The organism is Streptomyces sp. NPDC004561 (genome assembly GCF_053602155.1).
The window spans coordinates 1-24,623 of sequence record NZ_JBSGDB010000077.1 but is presented as its reverse complement, the minus strand read 5'-3'; the positions used below and the strand labels follow the sequence as shown (position 1 = coordinate 24,623).

21 protein-coding genes and 2 pseudogenes are annotated in these 24,623 nt (G+C 72.5%); 11 read left to right on the top strand and 12 right to left on the bottom strand.

All coding sequences use genetic code 11. The features are described 5' to 3' along the window. Positions 1 to 367 (bottom strand): annotated as a pseudogene (locus tag ACWEN3_RS13425) (pentapeptide repeat-containing protein); the annotation flags it as partial. A gap of 199 nt (positions 368 to 566) precedes the next feature. Here ACWEN3_RS13425 and ACWEN3_RS13420 point away from each other — a divergent pair. Further along, entirely contained in the window at positions 567 to 1,721 is a 1,155-nt protein-coding gene (locus ACWEN3_RS13420) for a glutathione-independent formaldehyde dehydrogenase (RefSeq protein WP_452969531.1), read from the top strand. Between the two features lie 59 nt (positions 1,722 to 1,780). Here ACWEN3_RS13420 and ACWEN3_RS13415 read toward each other — a convergent pair whose 3' ends face one another. The 7 genes from ACWEN3_RS13415 to ACWEN3_RS13385 form a co-directional block, all read right to left on the bottom strand. Beyond that, positions 1,781 to 3,082, bottom strand: a complete 1,302-nt coding sequence (locus ACWEN3_RS13415; RefSeq protein ID WP_452969528.1) for an alpha/beta fold hydrolase — start codon at positions 3,080 to 3,082, stop codon at positions 1,781 to 1,783. 98 nt (positions 3,083 to 3,180) lie between these two features. After that, positions 3,181 to 4,206: a LacI family DNA-binding transcriptional regulator gene (locus ACWEN3_RS13410; RefSeq protein WP_452969526.1), complete on the bottom strand. Its 1,026-nt coding sequence runs from the start codon at positions 4,204 to 4,206 to the stop codon at positions 3,181 to 3,183. A gap of 161 nt (positions 4,207 to 4,367) precedes the next feature. After that, a complete protein-coding gene (locus tag ACWEN3_RS13405; protein ID WP_452969523.1) occupies positions 4,368 to 4,688 on the bottom strand; it encodes an L-rhamnose mutarotase in 321 nt (106 codons plus the stop codon). Between the two features lie 17 nt (positions 4,689 to 4,705). Then, a complete protein-coding gene (gene rhaS / locus ACWEN3_RS13400) occupies positions 4,706 to 5,785 on the bottom strand; it encodes a rhamnose ABC transporter substrate-binding protein (protein ID WP_452969521.1) in 1,080 nt (359 codons plus the stop codon). Between the two features lie 96 nt (positions 5,786 to 5,881). Continuing rightward, on the bottom strand, positions 5,882 to 6,856 hold the full coding sequence (locus tag ACWEN3_RS13395) for an ABC transporter permease (protein ID WP_452969519.1): 975 nt from the start codon (positions 6,854 to 6,856) through the stop codon (positions 5,882 to 5,884). Further along, entirely contained in the window at positions 6,849 to 7,922 is a 1,074-nt protein-coding gene (locus ACWEN3_RS13390; protein ID WP_452969516.1) for an ABC transporter permease, read from the bottom strand. The genes ACWEN3_RS13395 and ACWEN3_RS13390 overlap by 8 nt, the downstream gene beginning before the upstream one ends. Positions 7,923 to 7,977: 55 nt before the next feature. After that, complete coding sequence (locus tag ACWEN3_RS13385) at positions 7,978 to 9,495, bottom strand: sugar ABC transporter ATP-binding protein (RefSeq protein WP_452969514.1); 1,518 nt, start codon at positions 9,493 to 9,495, stop codon at positions 7,978 to 7,980. 269 nt (positions 9,496 to 9,764) lie between these two features. Between ACWEN3_RS13385 and rhaI the strand changes: the two genes are divergently transcribed. The 7 genes from rhaI (at position 9,765) to ACWEN3_RS13350 (ending at position 18,669) form a co-directional block, all read left to right on the top strand. Beyond that, entirely contained in the window at positions 9,765 to 10,925 is a 1,161-nt protein-coding gene (rhaI, locus tag ACWEN3_RS13380) for an L-rhamnose isomerase (protein ID WP_452969512.1), read from the top strand. A 113-nt stretch (positions 10,926 to 11,038) separates the two neighbouring features. Continuing rightward, positions 11,039 to 13,078, top strand: coding sequence for a bifunctional aldolase/short-chain dehydrogenase (locus ACWEN3_RS13375; protein ID WP_452969510.1), 2,040 nt, complete (start codon positions 11,039 to 11,041; stop codon positions 13,076 to 13,078). Next, on the top strand, positions 13,075 to 14,523 hold the full coding sequence (locus ACWEN3_RS13370) for a rhamnulokinase (RefSeq protein WP_452969507.1): 1,449 nt from the start codon (positions 13,075 to 13,077) through the stop codon (positions 14,521 to 14,523). The genes ACWEN3_RS13375 and ACWEN3_RS13370 overlap by 4 nt, the downstream gene beginning before the upstream one ends. A gap of 73 nt (positions 14,524 to 14,596) precedes the next feature. Continuing rightward, a complete protein-coding gene (locus ACWEN3_RS13365) occupies positions 14,597 to 15,352 on the top strand; it encodes a (Fe-S)-binding protein (protein WP_452969505.1) in 756 nt (251 codons plus the stop codon). Further along, positions 15,349 to 16,827 (top strand): LutB/LldF family L-lactate oxidation iron-sulfur protein, encoded by a 1,479-nt coding sequence (locus ACWEN3_RS13360; protein WP_452969503.1) that lies wholly within the window; start codon positions 15,349 to 15,351, stop codon positions 16,825 to 16,827. The genes ACWEN3_RS13365 and ACWEN3_RS13360 overlap by 4 nt, the downstream gene beginning before the upstream one ends. Next, on the top strand, positions 16,824 to 17,477 hold the full coding sequence (locus tag ACWEN3_RS13355; RefSeq protein ID WP_452969500.1) for a LutC/YkgG family protein: 654 nt from the start codon (positions 16,824 to 16,826) through the stop codon (positions 17,475 to 17,477). Before ACWEN3_RS13360 ends, ACWEN3_RS13355 begins: the two co-directional genes overlap by 4 nt. 37 nt (positions 17,478 to 17,514) lie before the next feature. Continuing rightward, positions 17,515 to 18,669 carry an ABC transporter ATP-binding protein gene (locus ACWEN3_RS13350; RefSeq protein WP_452969498.1) on the top strand — a complete coding sequence of 385 codons (1,155 nt, stop codon included), beginning with the start codon at positions 17,515 to 17,517 and terminating at the stop codon, positions 18,667 to 18,669. A gap of 6 nt (positions 18,670 to 18,675) precedes the next feature. On the opposite strand, the gene ACWEN3_RS13345 is transcribed toward ACWEN3_RS13350, so the two are convergent. The 4 genes from ACWEN3_RS13345 to ACWEN3_RS13330 form a co-directional block, all read right to left on the bottom strand. Continuing rightward, the gene (locus ACWEN3_RS13345) at positions 18,676 to 19,617 is read right to left on the bottom strand and encodes an ABC transporter substrate-binding protein (protein ID WP_452969496.1); all 942 of its coding nucleotides are present in this window, start codon (positions 19,615 to 19,617) and stop codon (positions 18,676 to 18,678) included. Then, positions 19,614 to 20,285, bottom strand: a complete 672-nt coding sequence (locus ACWEN3_RS13340; RefSeq protein WP_452969493.1) for an ABC transporter permease — start codon at positions 20,283 to 20,285, stop codon at positions 19,614 to 19,616. The genes ACWEN3_RS13345 and ACWEN3_RS13340 overlap by 4 nt, the downstream gene beginning before the upstream one ends. Positions 20,286 to 20,313: 28 nt before the next feature. Beyond that, a complete protein-coding gene (locus ACWEN3_RS13335; RefSeq protein WP_452969490.1) occupies positions 20,314 to 20,994 on the bottom strand; it encodes an ABC transporter permease in 681 nt (226 codons plus the stop codon). 63 nt (positions 20,995 to 21,057) lie between these two features. Next, positions 21,058 to 21,627 (bottom strand): TetR/AcrR family transcriptional regulator, encoded by a 570-nt coding sequence (locus ACWEN3_RS13330; protein ID WP_452969487.1) that lies wholly within the window; start codon positions 21,625 to 21,627, stop codon positions 21,058 to 21,060. A gap of 174 nt (positions 21,628 to 21,801) precedes the next feature. Between ACWEN3_RS13330 and ACWEN3_RS13325 the strand changes: the two genes are divergently transcribed. From ACWEN3_RS13325 to ACWEN3_RS13315, 3 genes and pseudogenes are all read left to right on the top strand, one after another. Next, positions 21,802 to 22,659: an AAA family ATPase gene (locus tag ACWEN3_RS13325; RefSeq protein WP_452969484.1), complete on the top strand. Its 858-nt coding sequence runs from the start codon at positions 21,802 to 21,804 to the stop codon at positions 22,657 to 22,659. Further along, entirely contained in the window at positions 22,656 to 24,008 is a 1,353-nt protein-coding gene (locus tag ACWEN3_RS13320; protein ID WP_452969481.1) for a vWA domain-containing protein, read from the top strand. Before ACWEN3_RS13325 ends, ACWEN3_RS13320 begins: the two co-directional genes overlap by 4 nt. Positions 24,009 to 24,069: 61 nt before the next feature. Then, positions 24,070 to 24,531 (top strand): annotated as a pseudogene (locus ACWEN3_RS13315) (pyridoxal-phosphate dependent enzyme); the annotation flags it as partial. Positions 24,532 to 24,623: the final 92 nt, after the last annotated feature.

The window sequence follows — 24,623 nt, the reverse complement described above, 5'->3', positions numbered from 1 at the left end:
GCCCGAGCGCCTCGGTCAGGTACCACAGCAGCTCGTGCAGTTGCCGTACGACGGGGAACACCTCGGACATCCGCCGGGCGTGTTCCTTCGGTCCCGTACGCCAGTCCTGCCCGTCGAAGGTGATCTGCGAGACCTTCTGGCCGGCGCCGAAGCAGTCGTACACCGTGCAACCGGTGAAGCCCTTCTTCCGCAGGTCGGCGTGGATGCCGCAGCGGTGGTCCGCGCCGAGGTTGGGGCACGGCCGGCCCGCGGGCTTGTCGAGAGCGAAGTCGGCGGAGGCCGCGAAGGGCAGGGCGACACAGCAGAGCCCGAAGCAGCTCGCGCAGTCCCCGCGCAGCTCCGGAAGTCCGGCTATCTGATCTGGCATGGCGCCCAGCCTACTGGGGACGACCCGGTGGAAATCCGGCGGTTGCGGCCCCTGCCGTACGGGGGTTACCTGGTAGTACCGGCGGTGAAGCGCGCACGGGGGCCACGGCACGGTCCGAGGGCCCACACCTTCCTGTGCCCCCGCGGCCCCGGCCCCTCCTCGCCGCCGTCATCCAGCGTTCGACGCGGAGGTGACAAACGTGAAAGCGGTCGTCTATGAAAAGCCCTTCAGTGTGATGGTGAAGGACGTCGATGATCCGCAGATCCAGCACCCGAACGATGTGCTGGTACGGGTCACGTCGACCGCCATATGCGGATCCGATCTGCATATGTACGAGGGCCGCACGGCGGCCGAGGCAGGCATCGTCTTCGGGCACGAGAACCTCGGCATCGTCGAGGAAGTCGGCTCCGGTGTGACCTCCCTGTCCCAGGGAGATCGCGTGGTCATGCCGTTCAACGTCGCCTGTGGATTCTGCAAGAACTGCCTCGCCGGAAAGACCGGCTTCTGTCTGACGGTCAACCCGGGCTTCGCCGGCGGAGCCTACGGCTACGTGGCCATGGGCCCGTACAAGGGCGGCCAGGCGGAGCTGCTGCGGGTGCCGTTCGCCGACTTCAACTGCCTGAAGCTGCCGCCGGGCGAGGAGTTCGAGACCGACTTCGTGCTGCTCGCCGACATCTTCCCCACCGGCTACCACGGATGCGAACTCGCCCAGGTCTCGCCCGGCGAGAGCGTGGCCGTCTTCGGCGCCGGTCCGGTGGGCCTGATGGCCGCCTACTCCGCGATGCTGCGGGGCGCGGCGAAGGTGTTCTCGGTGGACCGGGTTCCCGAACGGCTCGCCAAGGCCGAGGAGATCGGGGTGATCCCGATCGACTTCACCAAGGGCGACCCGGCCGAGCAGATCAAGGAACACACGCGTGGAGAGGGCACCGACAAGGGCGTGGACGCCGTCGGGTACCAGGCCCAGTCGCACCACGACGCCAGCCACGAGGAACCGGCCGTCGTCCTCAACACGCTCGTCGAGACGGTGCGGCCGACCGGCATGCTCGGCGTGCCGGGTCTGTACGTGCCCTCGGACCCCGGCGGCCCCGACGAGCACGCCAAGCACGGCCAACTCCTGGTCTCCATCGGCAGGATGTTCGAGAAGGGCCAGCAGATGGGCACCGGCCAGTGCAACGTGAAGCGGTACAACCGCCAGTTGCGCGACATGATCATCGCCGGGCGGGCCAAGCCCAGCTTCGTGGTCTCCCACGAGCTGCCCCTGGACCAGGCACCGCAGGCCTACGAGAAGTTCGACAAGCGGATCGAGGGCTACACCAAGGTGGTCCTGCACCCGGGTCACGCCCTCGCCGCGTGAGCCGACCGGGCAGGTGAGGCACGGGTCCGGACACCCGCGGGTGTCCGGACCTCCGTGCGTCAGGCCTCGTCGCGGGTCAGCGCGAGGAGCCGGTCCAGTACGCGGGGCGCGCCCGCGCGCAGCCCGTCGTGCTCGAACTCGTCGGTGACCCAGCTGCGCAGGCCCCGGACGGCGCGGGCCGTCTCCAGGGAGTGGGCGGTGTCGACGTACATGTCGTCGTGGTAGACGGCCGCGGCGACCGGGACCTCGTTGCCGGCGAGGCGGTCGCGGTCGTACAGCGGGCGCCAGTCGGTGCGGGCCGCGAGCAGCTCGGCGGTCTCGCGCAGCGGGCGCAGCGCCGGGTCGGCGTCGAACATCCAGGGGTGGACGGTCTCGCCGGTGAAGAGGACCGGGGCGTCGCCGGCGAGCGCCTTCGCCGCGTCGAACTGCGGGAACTCGGCGCGGACGCGCTCGGCGGCCCAGTCGGTGGGGCGGGCGTCCTGGCCGTAGATCGCCTCGTGGACGACGGCGTACAGCGGGTGGCCCGCGTACGACAGCAGGGCCTGGGCCTGTTCCTGGAAGGAGTCCGACAGGTCGAGGCCGCCCGGGGTGCGTACGAAGGCGTCCTCCAGGAGGTGGTGGAGGCGGTGGCTGCCGTCACTGGCGCCGAGCATCAGGCCCAGGGACTGGAAGGCCTCGACCGTGAGGCGGTAGCCGTTCGGGAGGACCACGTCGTGGGTGAGGAGGTGGTCGGCGATCCGGCGGGCGCGCTCGACGTCCTGCGGATAGCGGGCGTAGTGCGCGGTGACCTTGCGTTCGACGCGCGGGTAGGCGGCGCGGTAGACGTCCTCGGCGTGGGCGTCCAGGGAGGGCAGTCCGCCGGTGATCACGGCGGCGGCCAGACCCTCGGGGGCGCGGGAGAGGTACGACACCGTGCAGAAGCCGCCGAAGCTCTGGCCGAGCACGGTCCACGGGGCGCCGCCGGTGACCTCGGGACGGATGGCCTCGCAGTCGCGCACGATGGAGTCCGCGCGGAAGTGGGTCAGGTAGTCGGCCTGTGCGGCGGGAGCGCCGCGCAGCGGGAGCGTCTGCCGGGTGGCGGGCGTGGAGCTGCCGGTGCCGCGCTGGTCGAGCAGCAGGACGCGGTACTCCTTCAGGGCCCGGTCGAGCCAGGTCTGACGCCCGACGAAACGATTCGCCCCGAAGCCCGGGCCGCCCTGCAGATACAGCAGCCAGGGCAGGTCCTGGCCCGCCTTGTCGCTCGCGACCGCCTCACGGGCGTACAGCTCGATGGTCTCGCCGCCCGGGTCGGCATGGTCGAGGGGCACGGTGAACCGGCGGTCGGTGAGGACGACACCGGGCTGGCGGTAGCTGAGGGTCAACGGGTCTCCTGGGACGGATGGGACGGACGCGTCCCAGTTCAGCACATGTCCGGGTGGGGGCCGAGCCCCGGGATCATGGATTGTTACTGAACTTGAGGTCAGCGTGCCGCCAGGCTGGAGCGGCGCACCACGAGCTCCGGCTGGAGCACCACCCGGCGGTGCTCGTGCGTCCGCCCGCCCTCGCCCTCTTCGGTCTCCTCCAGCAGCAGCCCGGCGGCCAGGGCGCCCATGGTGACGGCGGGCTGCCGTACGGAGGTCAGCGGTACGGCGGCCGCGGCGGCGAACTCGATGTCGTCGTAGCCGACGATCGCGAGGTCGTCCGGGACCGTGACACCGGCCGCGTACATGGCCTGCAGCACGCCGAGGGCGAGCAGGTCGTTGGCGCAGAAGACGGCGCTGGGGCGGGCGGCGAGGCCGAGCAGGCGGGCGCCCGCGTCCCGGCCGGCTGCCACGTCGAGGCGTTCGGTGGGCAGTTCGCGCAGGGCGTCGGGGCCGAGGCCGGCCTCGGCGAGCGCGTTGAGGGCGCCGGTGCGGCGGTCGCGGACCTGGTTCAGTCCCGGCGGACCGCTGACGTAGGCGATGGAGCGGTGGCCCGCGTCCACCAGGTGCCGCACGGCCAGCGCGCCGCCCGCCACGTCGTCGACGCTGACCGAGCACTTGGTGGTGCCCTCGGCGACCCGGTCGACCAGCACGAAGGGGATGCCGTGCCGGCGGAAGGCCGCGATGTTCCGGCCGGTGGCGTCCGCCGGGGTGAGGAGCACGCCCCGCACCCGCTGCTCGGCGAACAGCGCCAGATAGTCGGCCTCCTCGGCGGCGTTCTGCGCGCTGTTGCAGACCATCACGCCGAGCCCCGCGTCCCGCGCCGCCCGCTCGGCGCCGCGTGCCACGTCCACGAAGAAGGGGTTGCCCATGTCGAGGACGAGCAGGCCCATGATCCGGCTGCGGCCCGCCCGCAACTGCCGCGCGGACTCGCTGCGGACGTAGCCGAGCCGGTCGATGGCGGACAGCACCCGCGCACGGGTCTCGCCGGCGACGGTGTCCGGGCGGTTGATGACATTGGACACCGTGCCGACCGACACTCCGGCGGCGCGGGCGACGTCTTTGATACCCACCGACTGGGCCATCGGGCGAAGACCTCCAGAAAGACGAGGGGCGGCGGGGCGACCTTCACATTACCGTCGCGGCGGCTGGGCGAAGCCGGTCACGTGGTGCGGCGAAGGGGCCGTGCGGGTGGGACGGGGCGGGCGGCGGAGATCCGGCCGGACCGGCCGCCTGTGGCGGCGGGTCATGACTGGTGGAACACCTCCGTGAGCGGCTTCATGGCCTCGTCGGGCCGGGCGCCGTCCAGCGACTCGAAGAACGGCGCCATCTCCGCCTGCCAGCGGGCGTTGACGTCGGTGGCCTCCATCCGGGCCTGGGCGGCGGCGAAGTCCTCGGTCTCCAGGTAGCCGACGAGGAGCCCGTCCTCGCGCAGGAACAGCGAGTAGTTGTGCCAGCCGGTGGCGGAGAGGGCTTCGAGCATCTCCGGCCAGACGGCGGCGTGCCGCTCACGGTACTCGTCGAGGCGGTCCGCCCGGACCTTCAGCAGGAAGCACACGCGCTGCATCAACGCCCCCCGATCGCTCAGAAGTTGAACTGGTCGATGTTCTTGGCGTCGAACACGGTCGGCTTGCCCAGGCTGATCACGCCGTCCTTGCCGATCGTGTACGTCGTCGAGCCGGCCTTGAAGGTCTCGCCCTCCTTGCCGGAGATCTGGCCGGAGGCCAGCGCGACCGTGGTCCGGGCGGCCAGGTCGCCGAGCTTGGCCGGGTCCCACAGCTCGAAGCCCTCGACGGTGCCGTTCTTGACGTACTGGCGCATGTCGTTGGGGGTGCCCAGACCTGTCAGCCTGACCTTGCCCTTGTACTTGGACCCCGACAGGTACTGCGCGGCCGCCTTGATGCCGACCGTGGTCGGGGAGATGATCCCCTTCAGGTCCGGGTACTGCTGCAGCAGGCCCTGGGTCTGCTGGAAGGACTGCTGCGCGTCGTCGTTGCCGTACGCGATCTTGACGAGCTTGACGTCCTTGTACTTGGGATCCTTCAGCTCGTCCTTCATGTAGCCGATCCACGTGTTCTGGTTCGTCGCGGTCTGCGCGGCGGACAGGACCGCGATCTGGCCCTTGTAGCCGATCTGCCGGGCGAGCAGCTGCACCTCGGTACGGCCCAGGTCCTCGGCGCTCGCCTGGGAGACGAAGGCGTTGCGGCAGCCCGGGTTGGTGTCGGAGTCGTAGGTGACGACCTTGATCCCGTTGCTCATCGCCTGCTTCAGCGCGGTGCACAGGGCCCCCGGGTCCTGCGCCGACACCGCGATGCCGTTCACCTGCTGCTGGGTGAGCGTGTTGACGTAACTGACCTGCCCGGATGTGTCGGTGGCGCTGGACGGCCCCACCTCCCTGTACTTCTCGCCGAGTTCGGCGAGGGCCTTCTCGCCGCCCTTGTCCGAGGTCGTGAAGTACGGGTTGTTGACCTGCTTGGGCAGGAACCCGACCGTCAGCCCCTTCTTGGTGGCCGCGTTCGGATCGGCCTTGCCGGCCGTGGCGGCGGAGGCGTTGTCGGACTTGACGACCTTCTTGGTGGTACCGCCACAGGCGGTCAGAGCGAGCGCGAGGGACGTGCCGGCGGCGAGCGCGGCGCAGGCACGGCGGACTGAAGACGTGTTCATGGAGAGGTCCTTGGGAAGAGGGTGAAGGGACGCGCCCTGGAACGGGGCGCGGGAAGTGCACGACCGGCCGCGGCAGGCCCGCGGCCGGCGGACCGTCTATCCGGCGGACCCGGCCGCCCTGGCGACGAGGATCTGCCGCGCGACCCGTGGGCCGAGGACGGAGACGACGAGCAGCACTCCGGTGACCACGATCTGCGACTGCGCGGAGACGTTCAGCAGGCTCATCACGTTCTGCAGGGCGCCCAGCAGGAAGACGCCGGCGATGGCGCCGCCGATGGTGCCCCTGCCCCCGTCGAAGTCGATGCCGCCCAGCAGCACCGCGGCGACGACGGACAGTTCCAGTCCCGTGGCGTTGTCGTAGCGGGCGCTGGCGTAGTGCAGGGCCCAGAAGACGCCGGTGAGGGAGGCCATGAAGCCGGTGGCCACGAACAGGAGCAGCTTGGTGCGCTTCACCCGGATCCCGGCGAAGCGCGCGGCCTCCTCGCTGGCGCCGACGGCGAACAGCGACCGCCCGAACGGGGTGGCGTGCAGGACCACCACGGCGATGGCGAGCAGCAGCAGGAAGGGCAGGAAGGCCTGGGGCAGGAACGTGCCGCCGATGCGGCCGGCCGCGAAGTCCAGGTACTGGGAGGGGAAGTCGGTGACCGCGTCGGAGCCGAGCACGATCTGGGCGATGCCCCGGTAGGCGGCGAGGGTGCCGATGGTGACGGCGAGCGAGGGCAGCCCGAGCCGGGTCACCAGCAGGCCGTTGACCAGGCCGCAGAGCACGCCGAGCACCAGGCACAGCGGGATGATCGTCTCGATGGCCATGCCGTCGTTCCACAACTTGCCCATCACCGCCCCGGACAGCCCGGCCGTGGACGCCACGGACAGGTCGATCTCGCCGGCGACCACCAGCAGGGTCATCGGCAGGGCGATCAGCGCGATCGGGAGCGTGTTGCCGATCAGGAACGACAGGTTGAGGGCGTTGCCGAAGCCGTCGACGAAGCCGAACGACAGCAGCAGCAGGACGATCAGGAGCGCGCCCACGACCGTGTCCCAGCGGACCGCGCGTGTCAGTGCCTCAGGCATGGCCGGTGTTCTCCTTCGCCACGGCGGTCCTCCTCGGGGCCGACTTCTTCTTCAGGGCGGCGGCCACCCGCAGCGCGACGATCCGGTCGACCGCGATGGCGAGCAGCAGCAGGACGCCGTTGATGGCGAGCACCCACACCGAGCTGACGCCGAGTGCGGGCAGCACGCTGTTGACGGAGGTCAGCAGCAGACCGCCGAGGGCCGCGCCGTAGACGCTGCCCGACCCGCCGGTGAAGGCGACGCCGCCGACCACGACCGCGCTGACGACGGTGAGTTCGTAGCCGTTGCCGGTGCCGGAGTCGACGTTGCCGAACCGGGCGAGGTACAGGGCACCGGCGAGCCCGGCGAGCGCGCCGCAGAAGGTGTAGGCGGCCAGGATCCGCTTGCGCACCGGGATACCGGCGAGCCGGGCGGCCTCCGGGTTGGAGCCCAGCGCGTACAACTCCCGTCCGCTGCCGTACTGCTTGAGGTAGTAGGCGGTGGCGACCAGCACGGCGAGGGCGATCAGGGCGAGCCAGGGGATCGCGGAGATGCCTCCGGAGCCGAAGTCGACGAATCCGCCGGGGAGATCGGCCGCCGTGATCTGCCGGGAGCCGACCCAGATGGAGTCGACGCCCCGGATGATGTAGAGGGTGCCGAGCGTGACGACCAGCGCGGGCACCTGGCCGAGGCTCACCAGCAGGCCGTTCAGCAGTCCGAAGCCGATCCCCAGCAGCACGGCCAGGACGATCGCGACGACCGCGTTTCCGCCGCCGTGCAGGAAGTCGCCGGCGGCGAAGGCGCAGATGCCGAGCGTGGAGCCGACCGACAGGTCGACGTTGCGGGTGATGACGACCAGCGACTGGCCGGTGGCGACCAGCACCAGGATGGTCGCGTTGAGCAGCAGGTCCTTGATGCCCTGTTCGGACAGGAACTGGCTGTTGTCGGCCTGGGTGACGGCGATCATCACCAGGAAGACGACCAGGATGGCGAGTTCGCGCATCTTGAACACACGGTCCACCAGCCGGGTGCCGCTGGACCGGGGCGCCTCGGCGACCGAGGCCTCGTTCGGTGTGGTCACCGTCATCCGGCGGCCCTCCGGGGGATGGTCGGAATCATGGGGGCGGCCCTGTCTGCGGCTGTCATACGGCGGCCCTCCCGGTGGCGGCGGCCATCACGGTCTCCTCGGTGGCTTCGGAGCGGGGTATCTCGGCGGTGATCCGGCCCTCGTGCATCACCAGCACCCGGTCGGCCATGCCGAGGATCTCCGGCAGGTCGGAGGAGATCATCAGCACCGCCACCCCGTCGGCGGCCAGTTCGCCGAGCAGCCGGTGCACCTCGGCCTTGGTGCCGACGTCGATGCCGCGGGTGGGCTCGTCGACGATGAGCACCTTGGGGCCGGTGGCCAGCCACTTGGCGAGGACGACCTTCTGCTGGTTGCCGCCGGAGAGCGTGGCGACGGCGTCCGCGATCCGGGCGTACTTCACCTGGAGCCTGACCGCCCAGTCCAGGGAGCGGCTGCGTTCGGCGCCCCGGTCCACCAGGCCGGCCTTCACCGTCGTACGCAGCCCGGTCAGGCCGATGTTCCGCTCGATGCTCATGTCCATCACCAGGCCCTGGGCCCGCCGGTCCTCCGGCACCAGGGCCAGCCCCGCGGCCATCGCGGTGGAGGGCGCGCCCCTGGTGAGCCCGCGGCCGTCGACCTCGACCTCGCCCGCGTCCCAGCGATCGACGCCGAACACCGCCCGGGCCACCTCGGTGCGGCCCGCGCCCACCAGCCCGGCTAGGCCGACGATCTCACCGCGCCGCACCTCGAAGGAGACGTCGGTGAAGACGCCCTCCCGGGTCAGCCGGCGCACGCTCAGCGCGACCTCGCCGGGGCCGACCTCCTGCTTGGGGTACAGCTCGTCCAGGTCACGGCCGACCATCCGGCGGACCAGGTCGTCCTCCGTCATGCCGTCGAGGGACTCGCTGGCGATCCAGGCGCCGTCCCGCAGCGTGGTGACCTTCTGGCAGATCTGGAAGATCTCCTCCAGCCGGTGCGAGATGAACAGCACGGCGGCGCCCTGCTCGCGCAGGGTGCGCACGACACCGAAGAGACGGGCCACCTCGCTGCCGGTCAGGGCCGCCGTCGGCTCGTCCATGATCAGCACGCGGGCGTCGAAGGAGAGCGCCTTGGCGATCTCCACGATCTGCTGGTCGGCGATGGACAGGCCGCGGGCCGGCCGGTCGGGGTCGAGCTCCACGCCGAGCCGCTTCATCAGGGCGGCCGTGGCCGCGTGCGTGGCCTTGTGGTCGATCCGGCCGAGCGCCCGCCTGGGCCTGCGGCCCATGAAGATGTTCTCGGCGATCGACAGGTCCGGAAAGAGCGTGGGCTCCTGGTAGATCACGGCGATGCCGGCGTCACGGGCGTCGCCGGGGCCGTGGAAGACCACGGGCTCGCCGTCGAGCAGCACCTGCCCGGCGTCCGGCCGGTGCACCCCGGCGAGGGTCTTGATCAGGGTCGACTTGCCCGCGCCGTTCTCCCCGGCGAGGGCGTGCACCTCACCGGGGAACAGCTGCAGGGAGACGCCCCTCAGGGCGCGTACGGCACCGAAGGACTTGGCGACGTCCCGCAGCGCCAGCACCGGGGCCGGTCCCGTGTCGGGCGGGTGGGTCATGAGGGCTCCTCGACGACTCCGGCGGGATGGCACCGCGCCTCCACCGGGTCGTGAAAGGTTTCAACTGGATTGCCGGGACCGTAGGCACCGGAGCCACGTCGCGTCAATGGGGCCGTGTCGAAAAAGTTTCGGGATCAGTAAGTCACGGCAGGATCACGGGAAAAGGCGTGGGTCGGAGTCCTTGACACCCTTCCGGGCGGGCCCCTAGCTTGCGTTCTGAATCGTTTCACCCGCTCAGTCGTTCCGACCGACACCACAGGAGCCCTGCAGTGACCGACCTCGCCGCGGTGAAGGCCGCGCTCAAGACCCAGGCCGTCGAGACGCCGTCGTGGGCGTACGGGAACTCGGGGACCCGCTTCAAGGTGTTCGCCCAGCCGGGCGTGCCGCGCACTCCGAGGGAGAAGCTGGACGACGCGGCGCAGGTGCACGCGTTCACGGGCGTGGCCCCGACGGTGGCGCTGCACATCCCCTGGGACCGGGTCGAGGACTACGCCGCGCTGGCCAAGTACGCCGAGGAGCGCGGAGTGCGGCTCGGGGCGATCAACTCCAACACCTTCCAGGACGACGACTACAGGCTGGGCAGCATCTGCCATCCCGACGCCGCGGTGCGGCGCAAGGCCGTCGACCACCTGCTGGAGTGCGTCGACATCATGGACGCGACGGGCTCCCGGGATCTGAAGCTGTGGTTCGCCGACGGTACGAACTACCCCGGCCAGGACGACGTCCGCGGCCGTCAGGACCGGCTGGCCGAGGGGCTGGCGCAGGTGTACGAGCGACTCGGGGACGGGCAGCGGATGCTGCTGGAGTACAAGTTCTTCGAGCCGGCCTTCTACACGACCGACGTCCCCGACTGGGGCACGGCGTACGCGCACTGCCTCAAGCTCGGGCCGCGGGCACGGGTCGTGGTCGACACCGGCCATCACGCGCCGGGGACCAACATCGAGTTCATCGTGGCGACGCTGCTGCGCGAGGGCAAGCTCGGCGGGTTCGACTTCAACTCCCGCTTCTACGCGGACGACGACCTGATGGTGGGAGCGGCGGATCCGTTCCAGCTGTTCCGGATCATGTACGAGGTGGTGCGGGGCGGGGGGCTCTCCTCCGACGTGGCCTTCATGCTCGACCAGTGCCACAACATCGAGGCGAAGATCCCGGCGATCATCCGGTCGGTGATGAACGTCCAGGAGGCCACGGCGAAGGCGCTGCTGGTCGACCGGGGGGCGCTGGCCGCCGCGCAGGCCGCCGGCGACGTGCTCGGGGCGAACGCGGTGCTGATGGACGCGTACAACACGGATGTGCGGCCCTTGCTGCGTGACCTGCGCGAGGAGATGGGGATCGCCGCGGATCCGGTCACCGCGTACGCCCGGTCCGGGTGGGCCGAGAAGATCGCCGCTGAGCGGGTCGGTGGCCGGCAGGCGGGGTGGGGGGCGTAGGCGTCCGCCGGGTTCCGTCGCACACGGGCTGCCGGTCGCGGGTGGTCGACCGCGCAAGTCCCTCGCCCCTCGGGGCGCTTCACCCAGCCTCTTCCGCAAAGGACCGAATGTTCATGTCACCCCATCCCGAAGCCGCCGCTCTGCTCTCCCGCTCCCACCGGCTCGGCTCCGATCCCCACAACACCAACTACGCCGGCGGCAACGCCTCCGCCAAGGGCACCGACACCGACCCGGTCACCGGCGGTGACGTGGAGCTGATGTGGGTGAAGGGGTCCGGGGGCGACCTCGGGACGCTGACCGGGGCCGGGCTCGCCGTGCTGCGCCTCGACCGGCTGCGGGCCCTCGCCGACGTCTACCCGGGGGTGGACCGGGAGGACGAGATGGTCGCCGCGTTCGACTACTGCCTGCACGGCAAGGGTGGCGCCGCGCCCTCCATCGACACCGCCGTGCACGGTCTGGTCGACGCCCCGCACGTGGACCATCTGCACCCGGACTCCGGTATCGCGCTCGCCTGTGCCGCCGACGGGGAGAAGCTGACCGCCGAGTGCTTCGGCGACAGTGTGGTGTGGGTGCCCTGGCGGCGTCCCGGCTTCCAGCTCGGGCTGGACATCGCCGCCGTCAAGGAGGCCAATCCGCAGGCCGTCGGATGCGTTCTCGGCGGGCACGGGATCACCGCCTGGGGGAACACCTCCGAGGAGTGCGAGCGCAACTCGCTGCACATCATCCGCACCGCCGAGGCGTTCCTCGCCGAGAAGGGGAAGGCGGAGCCGTTCGGCCCGGTGCTCCCGGGGTACGGGCCGCTGCCCGAGGCCGAGCGGTGGGAGCGGGCCGCCGCGCTCGCGCCCCACGTCCGCGCCCTCGCCTCCCAGGACAGGCCCCAGGTCGGGCACTTCGACGACGCCGACGTGGTCCTGGACTTCGTGGCGCGCGCCGAGCACCCCCGGCTGGCCGCGCTGGGCACCTCCTGCCCGGACCACTTCCTGCGCACGAAGGTACGGCCGCTGGTGCTGGACCTGCCGCCGGCCGCGCCCCTGGAGGACGCCGTCGCCCGGCTGCGGGAGCTGCACGCCGAGTACCGCGCCGAGTACGCCGCCTACTACGAGCGGCACGCCCGGCCCGACTCCCCCGCCATGCGCGGCGCCGACCCGGCGATCGTGCTGATCCCCGGCGTGGGCATGTTCAGCTTCGGCAAGGACAAGCAGACCGCCCGGGTGTCCGGCGAGTTCTACGTCAACGCCATCAACGTGATGCGGGGCGCGGAGGCGGTGTCGTCGTACGCGCCGATCGAGGAGTCGGAGAAGTTCCGCATCGAGTACTGGGCGCTGGAGGAGGCCAAGCTCCGGCGGATGCCGGAGCCCAGGGCACTCGCCACGCGGATCGCGCTGGTGACCGGCGCGGGCAGCGGGATCGGCCGGGCGATCGCGCACCGGCTCGTCGCCGAGGGCGCGTGCGTCGTCGTCGCCGACCTCGACGCCCACAACGCCGCCGCGGTCGCCGAGGAGCTGGGCGGCCCGGACAAGGCGGTCGCGGTCACGGTGGACGTCACCGACGAGCAGCGGATCGCCGCGGCGTTCCGCGAGGCCGTGCTGGCCTTCGGCGGGGTCGACCTGGTGGTCAACAACGCCGGCATCTCGATCTCCAAGCCGCTGCTGGAGACGACGGCGAGGGACTGGGACCTCCAGCACGACATCATGGCCCGTGGCTCCTTCCTCGTCTCGCGCGAGGCGGCCCGGGTGATGACCGCGCAGGGGCTGGGCGGCGACATCGTCTACATCGCGTCCAAGAACGCCGTCTTCGCCGGTCCGAACAACATCGCCTACTCCGCCACCAAGGCCGACCAGGCCCACCAGGTGCGGCTGCTGGCGGCCGAGCTGGGAGAGCACGGGATCCGGGTGAACGGCGTCAACCCGGACGGCGTGGTACGCGGTTCCGGGATCTTCGCGGGCGGCTGGGGCGCGCAGCGGGCGGCGGTGTACGGGGTGCCGGAGGAGAAGCTGGGCGAGTTCTACGCGCAGCGGACCATCCTCAAGCGGGAGGTGCTGCCCGAGCACGTGGCGAACGCGGTGTTCGCCCTCACGGGCGGGGACCTGACCCACACCACCGGACTGCACATCCCGGTCGACGCGGGTGTGGCGGCCGCGTTCCTGCGATGAGCGCGGACGTGAAGTCGTACGCCGCGGTCGACCTCGGCGCGTCCAGCGGGCGCGTCATGGTCGGCCGCGTGGGGCCGGACTCGCTGGAGCTGACCGAGGCGCACCGGTTCCGCAACCGTCCCGTGCGCGTTCCCGAGGGGCTGCGCTGGGACGTCCTCGGGCTGTACGGCGGTGTCCTGGACGGGCTGCGGGCCGCCGGGCGGGTCGACTCGGTCGGCATCGACAGCTGGGCCGTGGACTACGGCCTGCTGGACGCGGACGGCGCCCTGCTGGGCAACCCGGTGCACTATCGCGACGCCCGCACGGAGGGCGTCGCCGAGAAGGTGTGGGCGACCGTGCCGGCCGAGGAGCTGTACGCGGCGACGGGCCTGCAGTACGCGCCGTTCAACACCCTCTACCAGCTCACCGCCGCCCGGTCGACCGCTCAGTTCGCGCGCGCGGCACGGCTGTTGCTCATCCCGGATCTGCTGACGTACTGGCTGACCGGAGAGCAGGGCACCGAGCTGACGAACGCCTCCACCACCCAGCTCGTCGACCCGCGCACCCGCACCTGGGCGCACGGGATCGCCGAACGGCTGGGCATCGACCTGGGGCTGTTCGCGCCGCTGCGGCAGCCGGGCGACCCGGCGGGCGTGCTCCGTCCCCAGGTGCTGGAGGAGACCGGCCTCACGGGTCCGGTGCCGGTGACGGCCGTCGGCTCGCACGACACCGCCTCCGCGGTCGCCGCGGTCCCGGCCGTCGGCGAGCGCTTCGCCTACATCTGCACCGGCACCTGGTCCCTCGTGGGGCTGGAGCTGGCCGCCCCGGTGCTCACCGAGGAGAGCCGGGCCGCCAACTTCACCAATGAGCTCGGGCTCGACGGCACCGTGCGCTACCTGCGCAACATCATGGGGCTGTGGCTGCTCCAGGAGTGCCAGCGCGCCTGGGACGAGCCCGATCTCGGGCTGCTGCTGCGCGAGGCCGCGCAGGTGCCCGCCCTGCGCTCGGTCGTGGACGCCGGCGACGCGGTGTTCCTCGCGCCGGGACGGATGCCGCAGCGGATCGCGGAGGCCTGCCGGGCCTCGGGACAGCCGGTGCCGCGGACACGGGCCGAGACCACCCGCTGCATCCTCGACTCGCTGGCGCTGGCCCACCGCCGGGCCGTCGCGGACGCCCAGCGGCTGGCCGACCACCCGGTGGACGTGGTGCATGTCGTCGGCGGCGGCACCCGCAACGCGCTGCTGTGCCAGCTGACCGCCGACGCCTGCGGGCTGCCGGTGGTGGCGGGCGCGACGGAGGCGGCCGCGCTCGGCAACGTCCTCGTCCAGGCCCGCGCCCAGGGGCTGGTCGGCGACCTCACCGCGCTGCGCCGGCTGCTCGCCCGGACCCAGCCGCTGACCCGGTACACACCGCGCGGCGGCACCGCTGCCTGGCGGGAGGCCGAGGCACGGCTCGCCGCGCGGTGAGCCGCGCCCTCCCCCGGGCGGGATGCGCCCACTACCCTGCAACTCGTCCGACGAACCACCCCGAGGAGCCGCGATGCGTGTCGCTCTGTTCCTGACCTGTGTCAACGACGCGCTCTATCCGGACACCGGCAAGGCCGTGGTGAGACTGCTGACCAGACTGGGCGTCGAGGTCGACTTCCCGATGGCGCAGACCTGCTGCGGGCAGGCCCACTACAACACCGGCTACCGGCACGAGGCCGAGCCGCTGGCCCGGCATTTCTCCGAGGTCTTCGGGGAGTACGAGGCGATCGTGACCCCGTCGGGATCGTGCGGGGCCATGGTGCGGGAGCTGTACCCCCGGATGGGCGAGCGGGCCCGGGCCGAGGGGCGCGGGGACTCGCTCGCCCGTACCCTGGCGCCGGTGGTGCCGAAGACGTACGAGCTCACGGAGTTCCTGGTGGACGTGCTGGGGGTGACCGACGTGGGCGCCTGCTACCCGCACACGGTCACCTACCACCCCACCTGCCACGGGCTGCGCTCCCTCGGGCTGGGCGAGCGGCCGCGCAGGCTCCTGGAGGCGGTCAAGGGGCTGGAGCTGGTCGAGTTGCCGGGTGCGGAGGAGTGCTGCGGGTTCGGCGGCACGTTCGCGGTGAAGAACGCGGAGGTCTCGGCGGCGATGGGCGCGGACAAGGTGCGCAACGCCGAGTCGACCGGCGCCGAGGTGCTGTGCGCGGCCGACAACTCCTGCCTGATGCACATCGGCGGGACCATGACCAGGCTCGGCACCGGCATGCGGCCGGTGCACATCGCGGAGATCCTGGCGAGCACGGAGGAGGACCCGGCGGCATGAGCGGAACGTTCGTCGGCATGCCGGCCTTCCCCCAGGCCGCGCACGCCGCCGTCAACAACCCCACGCTGCGCGGCAATCTGCGCCACGCCACCCACACCATCCGCGCCAAGCGGGCCAGGGCGGTGGCCGAACTGTCCGACTGGGCGGAGCTGCGCGAGGCCGGCCGCCGGATCAAGGACCACACCCTGCGCCATCTCGACCGCTACCTCGAGCAGTTGGAGGAGTCGGTCACCGCCGCGGGCGGCACCGTGCACTGGGCCGCCGACGCCGACGAGGCCAACCGGATCGTGGCCCGGCTGGTCAGGGAGACCGGCGAGTCGGAGGTCGTCAAGGTCAAGTCGATGGCCACGCAGGAGATCGGCCTCAACGAGGCCCTGGAAGCCGAGGGCATCCGCGCCTACGAGACCGATCTCGCCGAGCTGATCGTCCAGTTGGGCAAGGACCGGCCGTCACACATCCTCGTGCCCGCCATCCACCGCAACCGGGGCGAGATCCGGGACATCTTCCGCTCCGAGATGGGCGAGTGGGGCCGCCCGGCCCCCGAGGACCTGACCGACTCGCCCGCCGAACTCGCCGAGGCGGCCCGCCTGCACCTGCGGGAGAAGTTCCTGCGGGCAAAGGTCGGCATCTCCGGCGCCAACTTCATGGTCGCCGAGACCGGCACCCTCGTCGTCGTGGAGTCCGAGGGCAACGGCCGGATGTGCCTGACCCTGCCCGAGACGCTGATCTCCGTGGTCGGCATCGAGAAGATCGTGCCCACCTGGCGCGACCTGGAGGTCTTCCTCCAGACCCTGCCCCGCTCCTCCACCGCCGAGCGCATGAACCCGTACACGTCGATGTGGACCGGCACGACCGGCGAGGACGGCCCGCGCGCCTTCCACCTGGTCCTGCTCGACAACGGCCGCACCGACACCCTCGCCGACACCGTCGGCCGCCAGGCCCTGCGCTGCATCCGCTGCTCGGCCTGCCTCAACGTCTGCCCGGTCTACGAACGCGCCGGCGGGCACGCGTACGGCTCGGTGTATCCCGGCCCGATCGGCGCCATCCTCAGCCCTCAGCTCCGGGGCACGCAGAGCGAGATCGACGCCTCACTGCCGTACGCCTCCTCGCTCTGCGGGGCCTGCTACGAGGTCTGCCCGGTCGCCATCGACATCCCCGAGGTGCTGGTGCATCTGCGGGAACGGGTCGCGCAAGGCGGTCCGGCGGTGCGGGAGGGCAACAAGGTCGTGCTGCGGCCGGCGAAGGGGCACGCGGCCGAGCGGGCCGCGATGCGGGCGGCGCGCTGGGCGTTCGCGCACCCGGGCGCGCTGCGGACGGGCCAGCGCCTCGCCTCCCGCACCCGCCGGCTGCATCCGCGCACCCTCCCCGGGCCGGGCCGCGCCTGGAGCGGCACCCGGGACCTGCCGGCCGTACCGGCGGAGCCCTTCCGGGACTGGTGGCAGCGCACGCGCGGCGGGAAGGACGGGGCGAAGTGAGCGGCAGGGAGCGGATCCTGGGGCGGGTGCGGCGCGCGCTCGCGGACGTGCCGCCCGACGACAGGGCGTACGAGGAGGCCGTGCCGCGTGACTACGCGCGCGAGCACGGCGAACGCTCGGCCGAGGAGACGGTGGCGCTGCTGGCCGAGAACCTGGCGGACTACCGCGCGGTCGTGCATCGCTGCACGGAGGACGAACTGCCGTCCCTGATCGCACGGTTGCTCGCGGAGCGGAAGACCGGCCCGGTGCTGGTGCCGCCGGGACTCGCGCCGGACTGGCTGGCGGGGACGAACGTCGAACGGGTCGCAGACCGGGCCGGGAGCACGGCGCGGGACCTGGACGAGGTGGACAGCGTCGTCACGGCCTGCGCGGTGGCGATCGCCGAGACCGGCACGATCGTCCTGGACGGCTCACCGGACCAGGGCAGGCGCCGCGTCTCGCTGGTCCCCGACCACCACATCTGTGTCGTCAGGGTGCCGGACCAGGTCGTGGCGTCCGTGCCCCGCGCCCTGGAACGGCTCGACCCGGGCCGCCCGCTGACCTGGATCTCCGGGCCGTCGGCAACCAGTGACATCGAGCTGGACCGGGTGGAGGGCGTGCACGGGCCGCGCACCCTGGAGGTGGTGCTGGTCGGCGCCCCGGGCGACTGAACGCGCGGGTGGCCCGCCGACTGGCTAGCGTGAGGGCATGATCCGGTTCGAGCAGGTCACCAAGCGGTATCCGGACGGTACGACGGCCGTGGACGGCCTCTCCTTCGAGGTGTCCGAGGGCGAACTGGTGACGCTCGTCGGCCCCTCGGGCTGCGGCAAGACGACGACCATGATGATGGTGAACCGGCTCATCGAGCCGACCTCCGGGCGGATCCTCGTCGACGGCGAGGACATCGCCACGGTCGACCCGGTGCGGCTGCGCCGCCGTATCGGGTACGTGATCCAGCAGGTGGGACTGTTCCCGCACCGCACCGTCCTGGACAACACCGCGACCGTGCCCGCGCTGCTCGGCTGGAAGCGGGCGAGGGCCCGGGCCAGGGCGGCGGAGCTGCTGGACCTGGTCGGGCTCGACCCGAGGACGTACGGGCCGCGCTACCCGGAGCAGCTGTCCGGCGGGCAGCGGCAGCGGGTCGGCGTGGCCCGGGCGCTGGCGGCTGACCCGCCGGTGCTGCTGATGGACGAGCCGTTCGGCGCGGTCGACCCGGTGGTGCGCGAGCAGTTGCAGGACGAGTTCCTGCGGATGCAGACGGCGGTGCGCAAGACGGTGCTGCTGGTCACGCACGACATCGAGGAGGCCGTCCGGCTGGGCGACCGGATCGCCGTGTACGGGCAGGGCCGCATCGAGCAGTTCGACACGCCCGGGGCGGTGCTCGGGGCGCCCGCGACGTCGTACGTCGCCGGGTTCGTCGGCGCGGACCGCGGGCTGAAGCGGCTGTCGGTCACCGCGATCGAGCCGGACGACCTGGAGCAGCCGCCCGTGGCCCGCCCGGACGAGCCCGCCGACGGGGCGCGGGAGCGGCTGCGGTCCGCGGGCGCGCGCTGGGCGGTCGTCCTGGACGCGCACGGCGACCTGCACGGCTGGGTCGGCATCGACGAACTGGCGCGGGACGGCACGGTGGGGGACCTCGCCCACCGGATGACCGCCTGGGTGCCGGTGGGCGCGCCGCTCAAGCAGGCGTTCGGGGTGATGCTCCAGTACGACGCCGGGTGGGTCGCGGTGCTGGACGGGGCGCGCTTCCTCGGGGTGCTGACCCCGGCGAAGCTGCACGAGGCGCTGCGCCGCTCGGTGGACGCGGACGCGAGGGGCGTCGCGCGCAGGCAGGTCGGCTTCGACTCGGTGGCGGACGCCTGATCCGCGTCACTTCAGCAGGCCCTTGTCCTTCAGATAGGCGCGGGCCACGTCGGCGGGCAGCCTCCGCCAGCTGTCGACCTGCCGGTTCATGTCCGCCAGGTCCGCCGTGGTGAGGACGCCGTTGAGCTTGCCGAGCGCCTTGGTCACGCCGGTGCTGCCCGCGCGGGCGCGGTTGACGACCGGGACCACGTAGTCGGCGTTCTGCAGATGGCGGTCGTCGGCGAGCAGCACCAGGCCGAACGCGTCGAGGGTGGCGTCCGTGGTGGTGGTCAGCACCATCTGGTCCCGGCCGTCCTGCACCGCCCGCTTGGCCGGGGTGGTGCCGACGCCCTTGGGGTCGACGCCGGTGACGTCGATTCCGTACACCTTCTTCAACCCGGGCGCGCAGTAGGGCCGTTGCACGCACTCGTCGCCCGCCGCGAGCCGTACCCCGAGCCCCGAGGCGCCGAGGTCGCCGAGGGTCCTCAGGTGGTGCCGGCGGGCGTAGTCGGCGCTCACCGCGAAGGCGTTCTGGTCGACGGCGCGGCCGGGCGGCAGGACGGTCAGTCCGCGGGGCGTGGCGAGCGTGCGCAGCGCCTTCATCGTGGCGCCGAGGTCGGGTGAGCCGACGGGGGCGGCGCCGGCGCCGTGGGTCTTGGCGTTCAGCCAGTCGGCGAAGGTGGCCGCGTACTCGGGCACGACGTCGATCTGGCCCGATTCCAGGGCGGGTTCGTACAGCTCCCGGTTGGCGACGGTCAGGATCGACGTCCTGTAGCCGGCCTGGTTCAGCAGCTGGGCGTACATCTGGGCGAGCAGGTCGCTCTCGGTGAAGCCGGCCGAGCCGATGGTCAGATGGTGGCTGTCGCCGGGCGGTGCGGTGAGCCGGCCGCGGTTCTCCAGGGACGGGCCGGTGGCGCAGGCGGCGAGGGTGAGCAGCGCGGCGGCCGCCAGGGCGTGGCGCCCGCTCATCGGCCGCCCCGCGCCCACGCCGGCGCCCGCCGCTCGGCGATCTCGAAGACGCCCTCGACCACGAGCGCGAACACCGCGACGAGCAGCGCTCCCGCGACCACCTGGGGCGTGCTGGTGAGGTTGAAGCCCGCCGTGATGATCCGGCCGAGGCCGCCGCCGCCCGCGAGCGCGGCGATGGTGGCGGTGGCGACGAGCTGCACGGCGGCGATCCGCACCCCGTTCAGCACCATGGGGAACGAAAGGGGCAGTTCCACGTGGAACAGGGTCTGCCGGCCGGTCATGCCCATGCCCCGGGCCGCCTGGACGACGCTCCGGTCGACCTCGCGCATCCCCACGTAGGCGTTGGTGAGCAGCGGTGGCACGGCGAACAGCACCAGGGCCACCACCGTGGGCCCTTCGCCCCAGTTCCCGATCGGGGTCAGGAGCAGCAGGACCAGCACGGCGAAGGTGGGGACGGCCCGGCCGACGTTGGAGATGTTCACGGCGAGCGCCCCGCCCCTGCCGAGGTGCCCGAGGACCAGCGCGACGGGCAGGGCGATCAGACAGCTGATGACCAGGCAGACGACGGTGAGCACCAGGTGCTGGAGCAGCCGGTGCCCCACCCCGTCCTCGCCGGACCAGTGCGCGGGGTCGGCGAGCCAGTCCCAGGTGGCGGCGAGCGTGCTCATGGACGGTCCGCCCTCGGGGGCGCGGTGCTCATGCGCGGGCCGCCCTCGTCCACGGGGTGATCAGCCACTGGACGCCCAGCAGGAGCAGGTCGGCGGCGACCGCGATCAGCACGCACAGCACGGACGCGGTGAGCACCTGGGCCTTGAAGAAGGTGTTCATGCCCGCGTAGATGAGGTTCCCGAGGCCGCCGAAGCCGACGATGGCGCCGACGGTGACCAGGGAGACCGCCGAGACGGTCGCGATCCGCAGACCGGCCATCGCGGCGGGCAGGGCGAGGGGCAGTTCCACGGTGAGCAGCAGCCGGATCGGGCCGTAGCCGAGGCCGCGCGCCGCCTGCCGGGTCTCCTCCGGGACCGCCCGCAGGCCGGCGAGGATGTTCCGGACCAGCAGGGTGAGCGAGTACAGCACGAGACCGGCGACGACGAGGGTGGCCGAGAGGCCGTAGAGGGGCAGGAGCAGGGAGAACATCGCCAGCGACGGGATGGTGTAGAGGATCGTCGTCACGGCGAGGACCGGGCCGGCCGCCCAGCCCCAGCGGCGGGCCAGCACCGCCAGCGGCACGGCGACGACCAGGCCGATGAGGACCGCCAGGGCGGTCAGCCGGAGGTGCTGGACGACCGCGTCGAGCAGGATCTGGCGGCGGCTGCTCAGATAGGCGCCGCAGATCCACTCGTTGCGCGCGAGGCAGTCGTCCGGGGGCGCGGTCACGGGTCCATTGGACCGGCAGGAGGCGCCGGCCGGCGCGTTGTGGTGACCCGTACGAGGGGCCGGCTAGCGCATCCCCGCGGCGTCGAGCAGGGCGGTGACCGTCGCGGTGGCGAGTCCGTCGTCCAGGCGTTCCACCCGGGCGCCGGCCCGGGCGCTCGCGCCGTCGAAGACCAGCAGCAGCTGGCGGGCGAGCAGTTCGGGGTCGCGGGCGCCGCCCCGCTCGGCCTCGGTGCGGAAGGTCCGCGCGAGGCGCTCCTTGACCCCGCGGGCGACCTCGCTCGCCGGGTGCCCGGGGTCCTTCAGCTCGACCAGTACGGCGAGGTACGGGCAGCCGTGGTAGTCCGCGTCCACGGAGGCCTTCGCCAGCCGCTCGAAGACGTAGAGGATGCGCTCGCGCGGGGCCGCGGCCGGGTCGGGGTGCGCGAGCTGGGCCTCGTACCAGGGGATCCGCCGTTCCAGGCTCGCGGCCAGCATCTCGTCCTTGCTGTCGAAGAGCTGGTACATCGACCGCTTGGAGACACCCGCCGCCCGGCACAGCGCCTCGACGCCGACGGAGACGCCGTCCTGGTAGGAGAGCCGGGCGGCCGCGTCGAGCAGCCGGTCGCGGGAGGATGCCTTGTCCGTGGTCGCCATGGGGCGAGGTTACCGCGTCACGGGAGAAAAGAAACCGATCGGTGTATATCCACCGGCATGACCGCCGCCGCGCGGATTCCCCTTGGCAGGGGCACGGATTCCACGTGACAGAGTTGGTGAACAAGCGCTTAGATAGGAAGCCGGACGCCGTTCCCCGACCCGCCGGAGGCCCCGTTGTTCACGTCCGTCGACGATGTCTCCGCCCGCCTCGCCGAGACCGGTTACCTCGCCTCGCCCGCCGTCGCCACGACCGTGTTCCTCGCCGCCCGCCTGGGCAAGCCGCTGCTGGTGGAGGGACCCGCCGGGGTGGGCAAGACCGAGCTGGCCAAGGCCGTCGCCCAGGTGGCCGGGGCCCGGCTGGTCCGGCTCCAGTGCTACGAGGGCGTGGACGAGTCCCGGGCGCTGTACGAGTGGAACCACGCCAAGCAGCTGCTGCGGATCAGCGCGGGCCGCGACGAGAGCTGGGACGAGACCCGCACCGACATCTTCAGCGAGGAGTTCCTGCTCCCCCGCCCGCTGCTGACCGCGATCCGCGGCGACGAGCCGACGGTGCTGCTGATCGACGAGACCGACAAGGCCGACGTCGAGATGGAGGGCCTGCTGCTGGAGGTGCTCAGCGACTTCCAGATCACGGTCCCGGAGCTGGGCACGGTCACCGCGACCCGCCGCCCCTTCGTCGTCCTCACCTCCAACGCCGGCCGGGAGCTGTCGGAGGCGCTGCGCCGCCGCTGCCTGTTCCTGCACATCGGCTTCCCGGAGGAGGAGCTGGAGCGGCGGATCGTCCGGCTGAAGGTGCCGGGCCTCGGCGAGGCACTGACCGAGTCGCTGGTACGTGTCGTCGGGGCGCTGCGCGCGATGGACCTGCGCAAGGCGCCGTCCGTCGCCGAGACCGTGGACTGGGCGCACACGCTGCTGGCGCTGGGCGCGGACACGCTGGACGAGACGGTCGTACGGGACAGCCTCGGGGTGATCCTCAAGCATCAGGACGACATCCAGAAGGCCGCCGCCAAGCTCGACCTGGACGCGCTGTGACGGATGTCGCCGAGCGGATCACCGGCCTGGTCGGGGCGCTGCGCGCGCACGGGGTGCGGATCGGCACCGGCGAGACGGTGGACGCGGCCCGCGCGACCGAGGCGCTGGGCCTCGCGGACCGCGACCGGCTGCGCGAGGGGCTGGCCGCGACGCTGCTGCACGGCACGGGGCAACGCACGGTGTTCGACCCGGTCTTCGACCTCTACTTTCCGCGCGGGGTCGGCGCTCCGGGCGGCGGCCCCGCGGACCGCGAGGAGCTGCGCGACCGGCTGGCCGAGGCACTGGCGGCCGACGACCGCGCGCTGATGGCCCGGCTGGCGGCCGAGGCGGTCGACGGCCTGGGCGGATACGGCAGTTCACCGGGCTCGGACGGCTGGTCGGCGTACCAGACACTCGAACGGCTGCGCCCGCAGACCCTGTTGGCCCGGGTGCGGGCCGACGTACGAGCACAGGGCGGCCAGGGCGCGGGTTTCGCGGGCCGGCTGCTGGACGACGAGATCCGGCGCCGCATCGAGGAGTTCCGCCGGCTGGTCGGGGCGGAGGCGCGGCGCCGGGTCGCCGAGCGGCGCGGCCGCGACGAGATCGCGCGGCGGGGCGTCCGGCCGACCGCCGACCGCGTGGACTTCCTGTTCGCGAGCCGGGACCAACTGGCCGAGCTGCGCCGGGCGGTTCAGCCGCTCGCGCGCAAGCTGGCCACCCGGCTCGCCGCGCGCCGCCGCCGGGCCGCCCGCGGCACGATCGATCTGCGCCGCACCCTGCGCTCCTCGCTGTCCACGGGCGGGGTGCCGATGCGGCCGGTGCTGCGCCGGCGCCGTCCGGCCCGGCCCGAACTGGTGCTGCTGTGCGATGTGTCGGGCTCGGTGTCGGGCTTCTCCGACTTCACGATGCTGCTGGTGCAGGCGCTGCACGACCAGTTCAGCAAGGTCCGGGTGTTCGCCTTCGTCAACCGGCTCGACGAGGTGACCGGTCTGCTCGGCCACGGCCGCGCCGACCCCGACGGGCTCAGCGCGCGCATCCGCGCCGAGGCCACGCTCACCGGCTGGCACGGCAGCAGCGACTACGGCGTCGCGCTGGGCGAGTTCGCCGAACGGTACGGCGCCGCGGTCGGCCCGCGGACCACGGTGTTCGTCCTCGGGGACGCCCGTACGAACATGAGCGACCCCAACCTCGCCGCCGTACGGGAGATCGCCGGGCGCGCCCGCCGCGTCCACTGGCTGAACCCCGAGCCGGGCGCCCAGTGGGGCACGGGAGACTCGGCCGCGCCCGCGTACGCCGAGCTGGTCGAGATGCACGAGTGCCGCACGGCCCGGCAGCTCAGCGCGCTGGTCGGCCGGCTGCTGCCGGTGTGACGCCCGGGGCGCGGCTGTGATCGACTGGTCGCCCGTCCCCCGGCCCACGAGGATGCCCGCCATGACCCACCCGCCCGTGCCGCTCGGCACCTTCCCCACCCCCGTCGAACCGGCGCCCCGGCTGGCCGTCGCGCTCGGGCTCGGACCGGACGACCTGTGGCTCAAGCGGGACGACCTCACCGGACTGGGCGGCGGCGGCAACAAGATCCGCAAGCTGGAGTGGACGGTGGGCGCGGCCCTCGCCGAGGGCGCGGACACGCTGGTGACCACGGGCGCCGCGCAGAGCAACCACGCCCGGCTGACCGCCGCCGCGGGCGCGCGCCTGGGTCTGGACGTCGTCCTGGTCCTGCGTGGCTCGGCCGGCGCCTCCCGGTCCGGGAACCTCGCCCTGGACGGCCTGTTCGGGGCCCGGCTCGCCTGGGCGGGCGAGGTGGACCAGGCGGGTCTCGACGCGGCGGCGGCCGAGGTGTGCGCCTCTCTGCGCGCGCGGGGTGCCCGGCCCGCGCTGATCCCGTTCCTAGGCCTGCTTCAGCCCGCACCGTGACTCTGGGAGAACCACATGGCACCCGGCCTTCCTGCCGCCGCCGGGCCGCGTCCGGGGTGACCTCTTCCCAC